Below are 13,489 nucleotides of genomic sequence, written 5' to 3' on the forward strand. Positions count from 1 at the left end.
GCGGCGGGTTCGCGGACGAGGGCGCGGCGATTCTGTGGAGGTGAACATGGCTCAGCCGCCCGCGAAGCTGTCGATCAGCGACCAGCCGATGCCGTAGAGGATTGCGCCGGCGACGGCGCAGAGCATCATGACGACGCCGACTTTCCCGGCACGGTGATGGTCGACCCAGCGGCCGCCGACCCAGACGATCAGCCCGACGAAGAAGCCCAGGATGAGCGCGACGGCCGCGCCCCACTTGACGTTGTTGAGCAGCCCCAGGATCTTGTCGCCGCCGACATCGGGTTTGACCGGTGTCGGATTCGGGATCTGGCCGAGCCAGTCGATGACAATGTGCGCGGACATCGCGCCCTCCACGTCGCACCGCCCGACGTGACGTCAGGCGGGTCAGGTGGGAGGGCGTTGAAGTTCTTCTCAGCTGAGCGGCGGGAGGCGCTCAGCTAGTGTCGCGGTCGGCGAGGGGACTGCCGTTGCCGGGGCCGATTCGCGGCCATCTCGAGGACAGGCGGAGTGTCCGTGGTGGCAGCACATGCCAGGAACGGAGCAGCTGCTCGGCGGGCGCGCGCAGCGATGACGGAGTCATCTCTTCGGTGACTCCGTGCTCGGCGACGTCGCGGTCATGGGGAAAGAACACCGTGTCCGGTAACAGGATGCTGGTGCGGCGACCCGCGGCGCCGGCCACGCCTTTCGGCCATCGGCGCGCGCCCACGACAAGCAGTTGCGTGGGTGGAGTCACCGCAGCGGTCCGCACCCACGGCTCCAACCGGGCCAAGACCTGCTCGGCGTGCGCGAGTCCCGGCACGGTAGGCCGCACCACCAGCGCAGGGATCGGTGACGGACTCCCCGTGCGCAGCCACTGGCCCGGTCCGAGGACGGGATCGGTCGCCAGCCGCCACGGGTCGTGGCCGATGTCGACCACAGTCACGTCGACCTTCCGACCGCCGGGATGCCAGTACGGCGGGGCCGGGAAGAGCACCGGCTCCGCGGCGAGGTCGGCCACGTCTAGGCGCGCCAGGATCGCGTGGGCGCGCCGGGAGAACCGAATCCCGGCTGAGGAGCCGGGTCCATCTCGACGTGGCCCGTCGGCTCGCGCGGCACGTCCGAGTCCGGATCGGACGGGATCGCCGGCGTCGACGAGCAGTACCGATCGGCCCGCCAGCTGGAGCGCATCGGCGATCGCGACGGCGGCAGCAGTGGCGCCGGCCCCAGGAGAAGCGGCCAAAATTGGCAGCACGCGGCCGAACGGTGACCAGTCGACCAGTTCGACAGCGTCGCCCGTCGACGTGGTCTGGTGCGGTTTGGTGGTCGGCGAGTCCACGGTGGAGCGAACATCCGCAGGTAAGTTCTCGGATGTGACCATGACGGGCCTCCCCTCAGCGGTGGTGCGCCGGTGAAGGGTGCGGCGGTCACAGCGGGACCGTGCTCCAACCCCCTGGTCGGGGTGGCGTGGGTTGCTTTCTCTCGACGTTCCGAAGATACTCGCAACAAGCGTGGTGCTTACTTCGATGGTAGACACAACGTGCGGTATGTCAAATGCCTGCCAATGCTGGCTCGACGCTCCGCGCTTATTGATATCGACACGCTACGGGGGCGAACCATGGCACGAGCAGCCGACGACGGATCAGGTCCACAGGATCACGACCCGCCCGTGACGCCGTCGACCGAGCTGCATTCTCCGATCCCGCGTCGCCGGGCAGCCGACCAGGAGAAGCTCACTGTCGCGCTGCTGAACCTGGACACCTTCGGCGAGCGGTTGACCTACCTGTTCGACCACGCTTCGACCTACTACGTTTTGCGTGGGGACCCGCTTGTCGATCCCGACGTGATCGATCGGCTCACCGCCGAGGGCGACCCGGCGTTACTGACCTTCACCGCGCGCCCGCCGTTGGTCGCTCAGTGGGTGCGGGACCGGACGGGGCTGCCGCTGGCCGAGCAGGCAATACGCAACTTCAGGGCGGGTATTCGCCAGAACAGCCGTCCGGCGATCACCAAGGCGTTGGCCCAGTTCTGGCGCATCCACCCGGACCTGCTCGACCCGACCGTCCCGGCCAGTGACTTCGCACCATCCGATGACGAGGTAGCGCGCAAGACCCATGAACTGGTGACCGAGCTCGGCTTCGTCGGGTTCAACGCGCGCGACATCGCCAGCTCGATCGGCGATGTCTCCGACGCCGGCCGCGAACAGCTGCTGCAGCTGGTGGAAGGAATCGCGCGGGCGCGCCGTGCCGCTCGCGACGATCCCGCCTCCTGACCTCGTCGATCTACCGGTTCGCCGATTCCGCTTCTCGGAGCCTGCGGTGTGTCGCGCTGATTCTCGTGGCCATGCGCTGGACTCGGCGGTGGGTCAGAGCGTCGCCGACATCGGCCAGCCACCGGATCCTCGCGGCGTCGTCGACGTGCAGGCGTTCGGTCTCCAGCCACCACGCTGGGGAGTCGGCGTTGTCGCAACCGCTGCCGGGCAGGTGGCCTGCGGACGGGTGGGACAGGTGCGCGACGATCGTGGCGAGCGCGATTTCGATGTCGACGGCCCTCGCCGTGCCCGCCGGGACATAGACGTAGAGCGCCAGGGTCTGCAGCTCGTTGCGTATCGCGCGGCGGATCCGTTCGTCGACCAGTTGCTCGACGATCAGCAGGGCGTCTTCGATCTCGACCAGTTTCTGGATGAACGACAACGGGGGCGGGCGACGGTGGGCCAGCAGCACCCGCACCCGCTTCCACAGGCGTTCGATCGCGGCGTCCCGGCGCTGGGTGCGGCGGCGGTCGAGCCAGTCGAACAGCCGCCGGGTTGCCGCGGCGAACAGCGACCCGGCGACGAAGAGCATCAGGCCGGCGCCGTCGGTGAAGACCCCGAAGTGCGTCCCGCGGGGCGGATGGTGCGGGTCGACCAGCAATCGGATCGCGACACCGAGCCGCCAGGACAGCCCGACCAGGGACACCGCCACCCCCAGCTGCGCCAGGGCGACGCCGCCGCACACTCCTGCTACTTCGCCGCGGGCCACCACGGTCAGGCCCAGCAGGAGCATCGCCAGCCAGCCGACGAGGTAGCCCAGGTAGATGGCGGAGTACAGCTGGGAGGGCCAGGTCGGGTTCCGGGGCGAGGCGAAGAAGGACGTGTGCGCCCCGGCCAGCGTGTACAGGGTGACCATCGCCGCAGCGCACACGACGAAGATCGTGATCACCGCCGGCATGGGCAGGCGCAGCTGTCCCAGGGTGTGCAGGAACCCGGCGGTGAAGACCATTGCCAGCATCGCCAGCACGTTCTGCGCCACGACCGCGGTGTTGTGCAGGCCCGTCAGCTCGTCGACCCAGTCCAGGGTCACCGGTGCCCCCGCGGCCAGCGACAACGCCATGCAGGCGATGCCGGCGGTCAGGAAGTGCCGGCTCAGCGCGTACCCGCTACCGCGGTTGACCAGTGCCTTGCGGACCGCCTCGATCACGCCCGCGGCCGCGGCGCCGAGCCAGAGCAGCGAGACGGCGTCAGGCATCGGCGCACAGGTGCCGTCGCGACCCGAACGCCGCCCGCAGAGCCGTCCGGCCCGGAAGCCGATCGCGATGGCGCGCCGCGCCCGCGTTCACGTGTTCGCGCAGCAGGCACGCGAACTGCTCGGCTTCGAGCTCCCACCGGTCGTCGGGGTGTGTGCGGCGGCCGCAGGCGTAGGTGCCGGGATGGCCGAGGATCCAGTGCCCGATCTCGTGGAAGGCGATGTGCGCGGCGTGCGCCGGGGCGGCTTTCGCGACGACCGTCAGCCAGCACTCCTCACGCGTGCGCGCCAGCAGGCCGCTGGCTCCGCCGCGCCGTAGTGGCATCCGGCCCAGGATCACGGGCATGCCTTGTTGCCGGCCCAGTGCGTCGAGGAAGGCTCGCAGTTCGAATGGATGACGGATCGGCAGGGCGCTGATGATGGTTTCGCAGCGCCGGATGAACTCGTGATTCCTGTGGTCGGTAGTGCCCACTTTTGCCCCTGTGCGTTCGATATCCAGCCGGCCCCCGCCGGCACCCCTGTGTGATCCCCCGTCAGCCTTGACGATCTTCATCGCGGCTGTTCAGGGCGTTGGATTCATAGTGACGGACACGCTCCGCAACCACCGCCGCTTGTTGCCACAATCGGTCCACATGTCGGCGATGTGGAGTCCACATTCTTTTCCACAATGTCCCGCTAGGGCCCTTGACCTGCGTCATTCACGGCCAGTAGCCAGGTGGGTATGGTTCTGGAAGCGGGGGGCGCTGCGGCGCAGGTGTCAAGGACCGATCCGGCGGATGTGGCGTGGTCGTTCAGCCACCTCGATCCGGCCGTCGCCGAGACCGCCTACGACACGCTGGGGGCGATCCGGCGCGGATGTCCGGTGGCGCGCAGCGGCGAGCTGGACGGGTTCGTGCTGGTCACCGGGTATGCCGAGATCCGGGAGGCCGCGCGCGCCTCGGACCGGTTCAGCGCCTACGTCGACGGGCTGGGTGCAGCGGCGGTGGTCACCGAGATGCGCGACGCCGTCGCGCCGATGTTCGAGACCGACGCCGACCACCACCACCAGTGGCGGCGCCTGCTGCAGACGTTCTTCACCCCGGCCATCGCAGCCGCGCAAGCCCAGTACGTGCGGGCGGTCTGCCGCGAGGTCCTGCAGGAGCTGATCCCACACGGCGCTGCTGAACTCGTCGGGGCCTACACCCGTCAGGTGCCGCCGCTGGTGATCGGACGGGTGCTCGGTCTCGCCGAGTTGGAACGCGTGTGGCTGTCCGAGCACGTCCGTGCCCTCTACAGCGCCGAGACGCTCACCGAGGCCCAGCAGGCCGGCCGGACCTACGCAGATTTTCTCCTCGGGCAGATCCAGCAACGCCGCGCCCATCCCGGCCGTGATCTGCTCTCGGCGATGGTGAACGCGCAGGTGGATGGCCACTCCGCCGACGATGACGAGCTAGTCAAGATGACCATGCTGATGGTCGCGGCCGGACACCTGACCACCGCCGACGCCTGCGCCACCGCGCTCCTGCAGCTGATGGAAGACCCGCCGCTGCGGGAGCGCATCACCGCCGAGCCATCAGCCTTGGAGGCGTTCGTGGAGGAGCTGGTCCGCTACGAGCCGGCGGTCGCGGCGACCGGACGCACCGTGATCAGCGAGACGCATCTCGGCGGAATGCCGCTGTTTCCGGGCGACCGGCTGCTGCTGGCGTGGGGTAGTGCCAACCGCGACGAACGGGTCTTCGACGACGGCGACGTCTTCCGCCTCGACCGCGACCGCGACGCTCCGCAGCACCTCGGGTGGGGTGCCGGCGAGCACCGCTGCCTCGGCCGGCACCTCGCCCGCGTCGAACTACGCGTCATGCTCACCGAGCTGCTGCGCGCACTCCCCGGACTCCGCCTGCAGCCGGGCACCACGGTGCGGCGCACGTTCGGGGTCATCCGCGGCGTCGCGGCCCTACCGGTGCAGTGGGAACACCAGTAGGCGCCGACCGGGCCCGGTACCACTCCGCTAGCTCCCGACGTCCCGCCACACCCAGCAGGCCATAGATCGTCGTCAGCTCGGTCTCGACCGTGCGCACGGAGAACCGCACAGTCTTCGCGATCTGCTGATTCTTCAGCCCCTGGGCGACCAGCCGGACTATTGCCCACTGCCGCTCATTCAGCGTCGGCTCCGCCGCAGGGTCGGTGTCGCCGAATGCCAGGGCGACGATCTGCTCATCGGTCAGCAGGCTGCCCTCGAGGTAGGCCGCCGTCGACTCCACCGGCCCGAGCACCAAGGCGATCTCGGCTTTCGCTCGTCCGCGGTGGGGTTTGAAGCTGGCCAGGCCGTTGTAGTGGACGCCGTGGCGGGCTTGCAGGCTGTCCGACCCGCCGATCGCCCGGGCCGCGCCGACGTAGTCTCCGTCCTTGGCCAGCTCCCAGGCTTTCCGCTCGACCCACCAGCCAGGCCCCCACAGGTCGCCGAGGGCGATCTGCCGCCGCAGCGGCTCGGGATTGTCGGTGACGGGCTCGGAACACGCGGGCAAGCCGCGCGTCCACTCCGCCCACGTCACGGCCCATTCGGCGCCGCGGCGGCGGGCTTCGGACAGGCAGCGTTGCGACATCCGGTCCGCCTCCTCAGCCGGCCCGAGCAGCCCGGCGGTCATGGCGTGGAACAGGTCTGCCATGAAGGCGGGACCGTCGGCACCCGCGGCGCGGAAACCGGCGCTGGCAGCGGCCAGTTTCGCGAACCCGCTGCGTTGCCCGAGGGCGAGTGCCTCGTAGGTACCTTCCACGAGCTGGACTGCCGGAGCGTCGTCCTTGCCCGCTTCGCACGCCAGGCGCACGCATTCGTCCAGGAGCGTCTTCCCACGGGATTGCTCGCCGAGGGCGATCCACACCCAGCCGGCCATCGCCAGTGCCGAGATCCGCACCTCCGACGCCACCACCGGGCCCTCGCGCAGCTGCTCCTCGACCCGGCGGCACACCTGCACCTCGGTGGCGAAGAAGAACGGCGCCCGCGTCAGCAGGACGTCCACCATGATCGCCAAGCCGCGCTCGTTCAGGCCCTTGTCGGAGCACCATGCCACGGCTGCGGCGATGTTGCGGGATTCGGCGTTGACCAGGTCCAGCCAGCGGACCTCCTCCGGTCCGAACCACTGCTCGGCCGCCTGCCGGGCCAGCCCGGCAATCCATCGGCAGTGCCGTTCGCTGACGTCATTGAGTTCGCCGGCTTTGCTCAGGCTGCGCCGGCCGTACTCACGCAGAAAGGTGTGCTGACGGTAGCGCCCATCAGGGGAGGCACCTTCGATGATCGAGTGCCGCACCAGATGATCCAACGTCTCCAGGATCTCGCCACGATCGATCAGCTCATCCGCGCACACCTCTTCAGCGGCGTCGAGAGTGAACCCGCCGGAAAAGACGGTCAGCCGCGCCCAGACCCGTTGCTGCTGCGGCGAACACAGGTCCCAGGACTCGGTGATCGCGATGTCGAGCGCGAGGTGATGCTTAGGGATCCCGCGCGCGCCGGGACCGTACTTCAGCGACGCGCCGCCTTGCAGGCGATCGAGGACGACCGCCGGTGCCCGTCCCCGGCCGAACTGGGCCGCGATGAGTTCGAGCACCAGCGGAATACCTGAGGACCAACGGACCAGGTCGACAATGGCCTGCCAGTCGTCCTGCTCGGTCAGTGGCCGTCCGACCGCGGCGGCGCGGTCGGCCAGCAGCTGTACCGCGTCACTGCGCTCAGCCGCCGCGCGATCGGCGCCCTCGGCGGGGGTCGACAAGGGGCCCAGGTGCACCCGGTGTTCGCCCTGGACGTCGAGGTAGGGGCGACTGGTGGCGATCACCTGCACCATGACGGTCTCGGTGATAATCCGGTTGACCAGCTCGGCAACTGCGTCCAGAACTTGCTCGCAGTTGTCCAGCACGATCAGCACGCGCCGGTCACGGACGTGCTCGATCAGCACGTCGGTGGGGTCGGCGTTCGGCTGATGGTGCGAGATACGCAAGGCTGCAATGAGCAAGTTGCAGATTCGCTGCTCGGCATCCACCATGTCGGCGTGCACGCCGAGTTCGGCGAGACGAATGAACACCGACGCCTCGTAATGCTCATTCATATGCACGAGCAGTTCGCTCGCTAATCGCGTCTTCCCGACGCCGGGCGATCCGGTCAGCGTCACCACCCTGTCACCGGCGTTCAGCCGTTGGCACACCTCGACCAGTTCGCGGGATCGCCCGAAGAATGTCGTCAGCTGAACGCCAGCGAGCGACTGTTCAGCCGGTCTGCGAATGCGCTTATCCACCGCAATGGACGCAGTGACGCCAGTCGACGCCGACTGCGGGTTTTGCCCGGCTCATGATGTCCTGCACTGTCCCCTCCTCAGGCCGGCACACCTTGCCCGCCCGATCGGCGGACGGTGCTCGCCCGGCTCGTGACACCCTCCGTGGCAGATGTCGTACCACCTGTGGCCTGCGACGATCGACCACTTCACAACCAAACACCCGATCGGGTTAATCGTCAACACACTGTCCGCGCCGGACTAACGCCAGACCGTCGACACCACTTTCAGTCAACCGACAGAAACCGGACCGCGCTCGCGCCGACGAGGACGACGCCGGTGGCGAGCCAGCGCCAGCGCACTTCTGACAGTAGGAGTCCGTTTGACTACTTCTCGCGACGGTTCGCAGCACGAGCGGCATATGAGAAGCAGTTTCACAGCAAGACCGCCACAAGTGTTTGCACTTTCCTGTGATGGCGGTTATCGTTCCTCTCAGCAAGGTAGACCTGTGCTCCACCCTGGGGAGGCGTGGAATCCGGTACGGTCTGCCCGACAGCAGGGGGCATTCTCGTGTTTCCATCCTCTACACCACGCCGGACGCAGGTTGCCCGCGGACCGCCGATAGCGCATCCTCGACAGTAACGCACTTTACGCGTCCGATACTGCATCGGACTTCTCGGTCAGCGAACTCCACGACCGGCCGCACACGGCCGGGCTCGTGGTCCCTTGACGTCTCCGCTCAGCCCCTTTACGCGCATCTCTGGCTGCGGCACGAGGCACGCCCTTCAGCACGCCCGTCGATAACACGACCCGCACTGAACGGCTTTCCCTTTTCATACAAGGAGAAACCTCGATGCACAGCCGTCTTTGGCATGCCCTGGCCGCGACCGCGGCCCTACTCGCCTCCACCGTGGCCACCGCCGTCGCGGCGCCCACCGCCCCCGCCGGTGACACCGGCGACCGCGCGCCGATCGCTGGGAACACCCCGGCGTGGGCCACCCCGCACACGGAAGTCGCCCGCAGCAACGGAAACACTGTCCGCCACATCCAGGTCGCCCTCGCGCTGCGCGACCAGGCCGGCGCCGAACGCCTCGCCGCGCAACTGGCCATCCCGGGCAGCGCCGAGCTCGGAAAGTTCCTGTCCTCGAAGGAATTCCTCGACCGATTCGCCCCCACCCAGGACGCCGTGGACCAAGTGTCGCAGTGGCTGGGCGCGCAGGGTCTTCACGTTACTGGGGTCAGCGCCAACCGGCACTTCGTCGACGCCGAAGCCCCGACCGCCGCGCTGGAGTCGGCGTTCGGAACGAGGATCGCCGCATTCCGAGCCCTGATCGATGGCACTACCCGCACGCTCACGGCTCCGGCGTCGCCGGTGACCGTGCCGGCCTCGCTGCGTGCCTCGATCACCGCTGTGCTCGGGCTCGACGACAGCGCCGCTCTTCTCAAGCCGCAGCACACCCGCCCGGCAGCCGCGGCGGCGGAGCAGCACTGCGCGCGGTGGTGGGGCGAGCAGAACAACATCGACGTGCCGCAGAAGTACCCGTCCGGATCCCAGTCGAACTCGCTGTGCGGCTACACCGGCACCCAGGTCCGCGCGATGTACAAGCTGAGCAACGGAAACACCGGTGCCGGTACGACGATCGGTGTGGTCGGCGCCTACAACTCCGCCACCGTCGTCGCCGACACCAACCAGGCCGCCTCACAGCTCGGTGTGCCGCCGCTCGCGGCCGGGCAGTACAGCGCGGTGCTGCCGCAGGGCGGGTTCACCGACGCGACCGAGTGCGGTGCCGACGGCTGGGCCGCCGAGCAGACCCTCGATGTCCAGGCCTCCCACACCATCGCCCCGAGTGCGAAGATCCGTTACTACGCCGGGAAAACCTGCAAGGGCACCGGACTCTACGACGCGTTCAACCAGGCCGTCACCGACAACGCCGTCGACGTGATCAGCAACAGCTACGGCAACGCCGACGGCGAAACCAGCTTGCCGCAGGCCGCGCGGGACCAGTTCAACAGCATGGCGCTGCAGGCGGCGATCCAGGGCCAGACCATCACCGTGTCCACCGGCGACGCCGGCAACAACTCCGGCCCCGTCGGCCACCCGACCGCCAGCTTCCCGTCCTCGAGCCCCTGGGTCGTCGCCGTCGGGGGCACCAGCGTCGGCCTGGACCAGAACAATCAGCCGAAGGTGCTGACCGGGTGGGAGAACAGCGGCAACACCCAGTCCGGCATCACCTGGACGCCGCAGCGGGACGCGGACGGTCCGTTTGCCTCCGGTGCCGGCGGTGGCACCTCCGCGCTGTATGACGCGCCGGACTGGCAGGCCGGCGTCGTCCCCGGCGCGGGTGGGAAGCGCGCAGTGCCGGACATCGCGGCGCTGGCCGACTCCTACACCGGGATGCTGGTCGGTCAGACCATCAAGGGCCAGTTCGGGATCGGGTCCTACGGCGGTACCTCGCTGGCCTCGCCGCTGATCGCGGGGCTCGTCGCCGACGCCCAGCAGGCCCGCTCCGGCACCGCCCGCGCCGGGCTGCTCACCCCCATCCTCTACAGCCTCCGCGGCAGCAGCGCGATCGCGGATGTCGTGCCGCAGAAGGCCGGGGTGTGGACGCCGATGATGCACGCCTTCGGCGGCGTCGCCGTCCCGGGCGGGCAGGGCAGCTACCTGATCGACTTCGACGCCCGCCCGCAGAGCCTGCAGAGCGGTCCCGGTTGGGACAACGTCACCGGCCTCGGCACCCCCGACAGCGGCTTCATCTCCGCGCTTTCGCAGTAACCACAACCTCTTTTCGCGGTAGGCCCGCTCGTCAGCGGGCGGGCCTGCCGCGGTCTCCGTCGACTTTGAGGAAGGACTTGTCATGTCCGAGATGCCACCGCCGGCACCGAACCGGTGGCGGGTGCTCGCGCTCTGGCTGGTCGGGATCGCGCTCGTCGGCACCGTCGGCGTCCTGCTCGCGCCGTCGCCATCCGTGCCGGGCACCGCGCGGGGTACCGAGCCAGTCGAGCTGGGAGTCGAACTGGACGCCCCGGTCGTCGCGGCCCGGGTCGTCCCGAACCTCGCTGGGTTACCCGAGGCCAGCACCTTCAACACCATTGCGGGCGCCCCAGAAGACGCGACAGCGGAGGAGATTCCGGACGGGCAGCTAGTGCACCCGACCAGCCCGGTGCCGGTGTTCGACCAGCCCGGCGGTGCGGCCATCGCGGTCCTGCCGATCACCCAGCTGGGATCCGACACGTGGGTGCCAGTGATCGCGGACGAGCCGGGCTGGGTGCAGGTGCTGCTGCCTTCGCGGCCGAACGGCTCCACCGGCTGGCTGTCCACCCAGGACAGCACGCTCGCGATTCGGTCGACGACCGACCGGATCGTCATCGACCGGGCGGCTTTCCGGCTCACGCTCTACCGCGACCACCAGCAGATCGGCACCTGGAGCGTCGGCGTCGGCACTCCGGCCGCGCCGACCCCAGCCGGGCGAACATTCGTGCTCGCTTCGATGACCGACGCGAAACAGAAGTTCAGCCCGGTGATCTTCCCGCTCGGGATCCACTCGGCGACCTTCTCTACCTACGGCGGTGGGCCTGGGACCACGGGCATCCACGGCTGGCCCAGCACCGACGTGTTCGGCCGCCCGTCCAGCGACGGATGCATCCGCGTCCCCGCCGACGCACTCGCCACGTTCACCAACCCCGCCGACCCGGTGCCCATCGGCACTCCGGTCCTCATCCGCTAACCCAGCCACACCAACACTTCTGGAGAGACCAGCCATGAACACCACCCGCACCGCCCTCGCCGCCGCCGGAGCCGGCGCACTCCTCATCGGCACCCTCACCACCCTCGCCTCCAGCTGCACCCCGGCAACCGCGGCGCCGCCCGCCCTCGCGGCCGCCGCGGCAACGTCGACCGCGACCGGAATCTCCGTCTCCGGCGGCGAGCACCTCAGCGCGCGGCCGAGCGTGTCCAGCAGCGGCGCGATCAAGACCGCCGGCGGCTCGGTATCCAGTCCCAGCGGCGCCGTGGTGGCCAGTGGCATCAGTCTGCGGGCCGGCGCCGGCTTCGCCGAAGCCCGGGTCGCGTCGGTGCGGGTCGGCGGGACCACGGTCGGGCCGTTCACCGCGACCTGCCGCAACGGCGCCCTCACCACCAGCGCCCCCAAGGGCGGCAGCGGCAACCTCAAGGTCACCGGTGGCGGGCACGGCACCGCCGGGGTCATCACCGTCACCACCAGCACCGCCCCCACCCGCACCACCGGGTCCGGCGGACCGACGTCGGCCAAGCCCACGGCGGGCACGGCGATCACGGTGACGGTGGCGACGGTCAGCTGCGGCGCCGGAACCCCGCCACCGCCGACGGGCAACCCGCCGACCGGCACTCGCCCGGCCCCGACGCACAAGCCCGGAGCTCCCGGGACGTCCCAGCCGGGCAAGCCGGGCCAGCGGCACCAGCAGGGCGACAACCCGGGTGACCGGACCGCGCCCAAGCCGCAGCCGAAGCCCGGTCACGTCGCCGTCACCGGCTGATCACCACCAGACCGCGCGGGCCCGCGCCCCCGCCTCAACCCTCCAACGCGGGCCCGCGCACCCCGTCCGCTCCCACGTCCCCGCCGGGCGCCCCCTCCCCACGCCCGCACAACCCATCCGACTCACCCACCAGGGGAGATCTCCATGTCCACACTCGTTTTCAGCCACGCCAGCACCGACTACCCCGACACCGCCACGCCCTCCGAAGACGACCGGGCGGTGCACTTCGTCGGCTCGCTGCCCGCCGTCCTGACCGGCGACCACGCCGCGACGATGCAGTGGTTCCTCGACCACAGCACCGACACGTCGCTGACCGGGCTGCCCTGTGATCCGGACCCGCGGTGGATCATCGATTGGCTCGACGGCCTCGCCGCCGTCGACGCCCTCGAGCCCGTCCGCGCCGGCCACTCCGCCGACTACGACGACATGCCGACCTACCGCCTCAAGCGCGGCCACTGGCTCGAATCCGACGACCTGTCCCTCGGCCGCGCCGACCACACCAACGCCGTCATGGCCGCCCGCGCCCAGCTACACGACGACCGCGACTTTCCACCGCATCAGGTGTCGATCCCGAACCCCTACGACCTGGCGTTGTTCACCTTCGGCAGCCCCGGTGCCGCGGTCACACACCTGCCGGTGTTCCGCCAGGCCGTGCTCGACGACGTCCACACCATCCACCGCCAGCACGGCGGCCAGGTCGTCTTTCAGCTCGAAACCCCCGCAGTCCTAGCGACGCTCGATCGCACCCCGCGGCCACTGTGGCCGGCGGCGGTGCGGGCGCTGGCCAAGCAGGTCGCCCGGGTCTTCGCCGACGGCCCCCGCGACGCGGCGTGGCGGATTCACCTCTGCCACGGCGACCTCGGCCACCAACCGCTGTTCGCGCTCTCCGACCTCGTGCCTGCGGTGCAGTTCCTCAACGCGCTGCACAAGCAGCTGCGGCGGCTGCGGATCCCGATGCCCGCCGTACACATCCCGATCTGCACCGGCGCCCAAGCCCCGCCGACGGATCCGCGGTTCTACCGGGCGCTGCGGCACCTGCGCCGCGACATCGACGTCATCGCCGGGCTCGTCGACGAAACCCACCCCAAGGACTCCCGCGCCGCGCTGGAACTGGTCGAGACCGAACTGGACCGGCCGGCGCTCGCGGTCGCCGCGGCCTGCGGCCACGGCCGTCGGCTGGTTCCCGCGGCGGTCGCCAACGCCGCGCTCGCGTGCGAACTCGCTCATCACACCACCGACACCCCGGCCCGCTGACCCCACGGA

The 13,489-nt window shown here is 69.7% G+C and carries 11 protein-coding genes; 6 read left to right on the forward strand and 5 right to left on the reverse strand.

The features are described from left to right. Window positions 1-51 precede the first annotated feature (51 nt). Both ABZX11_RS18815 and ABZX11_RS18820 read right to left on the reverse strand, forming a co-directional pair. Entirely contained in the window at window positions 52-354 is a 303-nt protein-coding gene (locus ABZX11_RS18815; RefSeq protein ID WP_354914417.1) for a hypothetical protein, read from the reverse strand. 79 nt (window positions 355-433) lie between these two features. Beyond that, window positions 434-1,357 (reverse strand): hypothetical protein, encoded by a 924-nt coding sequence (locus ABZX11_RS18820; RefSeq protein WP_354914419.1) that lies wholly within the window; start codon window positions 1,355-1,357, stop codon window positions 434-436. A 288-nt stretch (window positions 1,358-1,645) separates the two neighbouring features. On the opposite strand from ABZX11_RS18820, the gene ABZX11_RS18825 reads away from it, so the two are divergent. Then, a complete protein-coding gene (locus tag ABZX11_RS18825; RefSeq protein WP_354914421.1) occupies window positions 1,646-2,248 on the forward strand; it encodes a hypothetical protein in 603 nt (200 codons plus the stop codon). 10 nt (window positions 2,249-2,258) lie between these two features. On the opposite strand, the gene ABZX11_RS18830 is transcribed toward ABZX11_RS18825, so the two are convergent. Together ABZX11_RS18830 and ABZX11_RS18835 are read right to left on the reverse strand one after the other, a co-directional pair. Next, window positions 2,259-3,482: a hypothetical protein gene (locus ABZX11_RS18830; RefSeq protein WP_354914423.1), complete on the reverse strand. Its 1,224-nt coding sequence runs from the start codon at window positions 3,480-3,482 to the stop codon at window positions 2,259-2,261. Further along, window positions 3,475-4,032 (reverse strand): hypothetical protein, encoded by a 558-nt coding sequence (locus ABZX11_RS18835; RefSeq protein WP_354914425.1) that lies wholly within the window; start codon window positions 4,030-4,032, stop codon window positions 3,475-3,477. The genes ABZX11_RS18830 and ABZX11_RS18835 overlap by 8 nt, the downstream gene beginning before the upstream one ends. Before the next feature lie 225 nt (window positions 4,033-4,257). Here ABZX11_RS18835 and ABZX11_RS18840 point away from each other — a divergent pair, with 225 nt between their 5' ends. Further along, a complete protein-coding gene (locus tag ABZX11_RS18840; protein ID WP_354914427.1) occupies window positions 4,258-5,436 on the forward strand; it encodes a cytochrome P450 in 1,179 nt (392 codons plus the stop codon). On the opposite strand, the gene ABZX11_RS18845 is transcribed toward ABZX11_RS18840, so the two are convergent. Continuing rightward, window positions 5,390-7,738, reverse strand: coding sequence for a LuxR C-terminal-related transcriptional regulator (locus ABZX11_RS18845; protein ID WP_354914429.1), 2,349 nt, complete (start codon window positions 7,736-7,738; stop codon window positions 5,390-5,392). The genes ABZX11_RS18840 and ABZX11_RS18845 overlap by 47 nt on opposite strands. Window positions 7,739-8,567: 829 nt before the next feature. Here ABZX11_RS18845 and ABZX11_RS18850 point away from each other — a divergent pair. The 4 genes from ABZX11_RS18850 (at window position 8,568) to ABZX11_RS18865 (ending at window position 13,480) form a co-directional block, all read left to right on the forward strand. After that, a complete protein-coding gene (locus tag ABZX11_RS18850) occupies window positions 8,568-10,487 on the forward strand; it encodes a S53 family peptidase (protein WP_354914431.1) in 1,920 nt (639 codons plus the stop codon). Between the two features lie 82 nt (window positions 10,488-10,569). Continuing rightward, window positions 10,570-11,439, forward strand: coding sequence for a L,D-transpeptidase (locus tag ABZX11_RS18855; protein ID WP_354914433.1), 870 nt, complete (start codon window positions 10,570-10,572; stop codon window positions 11,437-11,439). A gap of 34 nt (window positions 11,440-11,473) precedes the next feature. Further along, window positions 11,474-12,226: a hypothetical protein gene (locus ABZX11_RS18860; protein WP_354914435.1), complete on the forward strand. Its 753-nt coding sequence runs from the start codon at window positions 11,474-11,476 to the stop codon at window positions 12,224-12,226. Window positions 12,227-12,370: 144 nt separating this feature from the next. Then, window positions 12,371-13,480 (forward strand): hypothetical protein, encoded by a 1,110-nt coding sequence (locus ABZX11_RS18865; protein WP_354914437.1) that lies wholly within the window; start codon window positions 12,371-12,373, stop codon window positions 13,478-13,480. The last annotated feature ends 9 nt before the right edge of the window (window positions 13,481-13,489 follow it).

The organism is Amycolatopsis sp. NPDC004169, assembly GCF_040610315.1.
Classification (GTDB): Bacteria; Actinomycetota; Actinomycetes; order Mycobacteriales; family Pseudonocardiaceae; genus Amycolatopsis.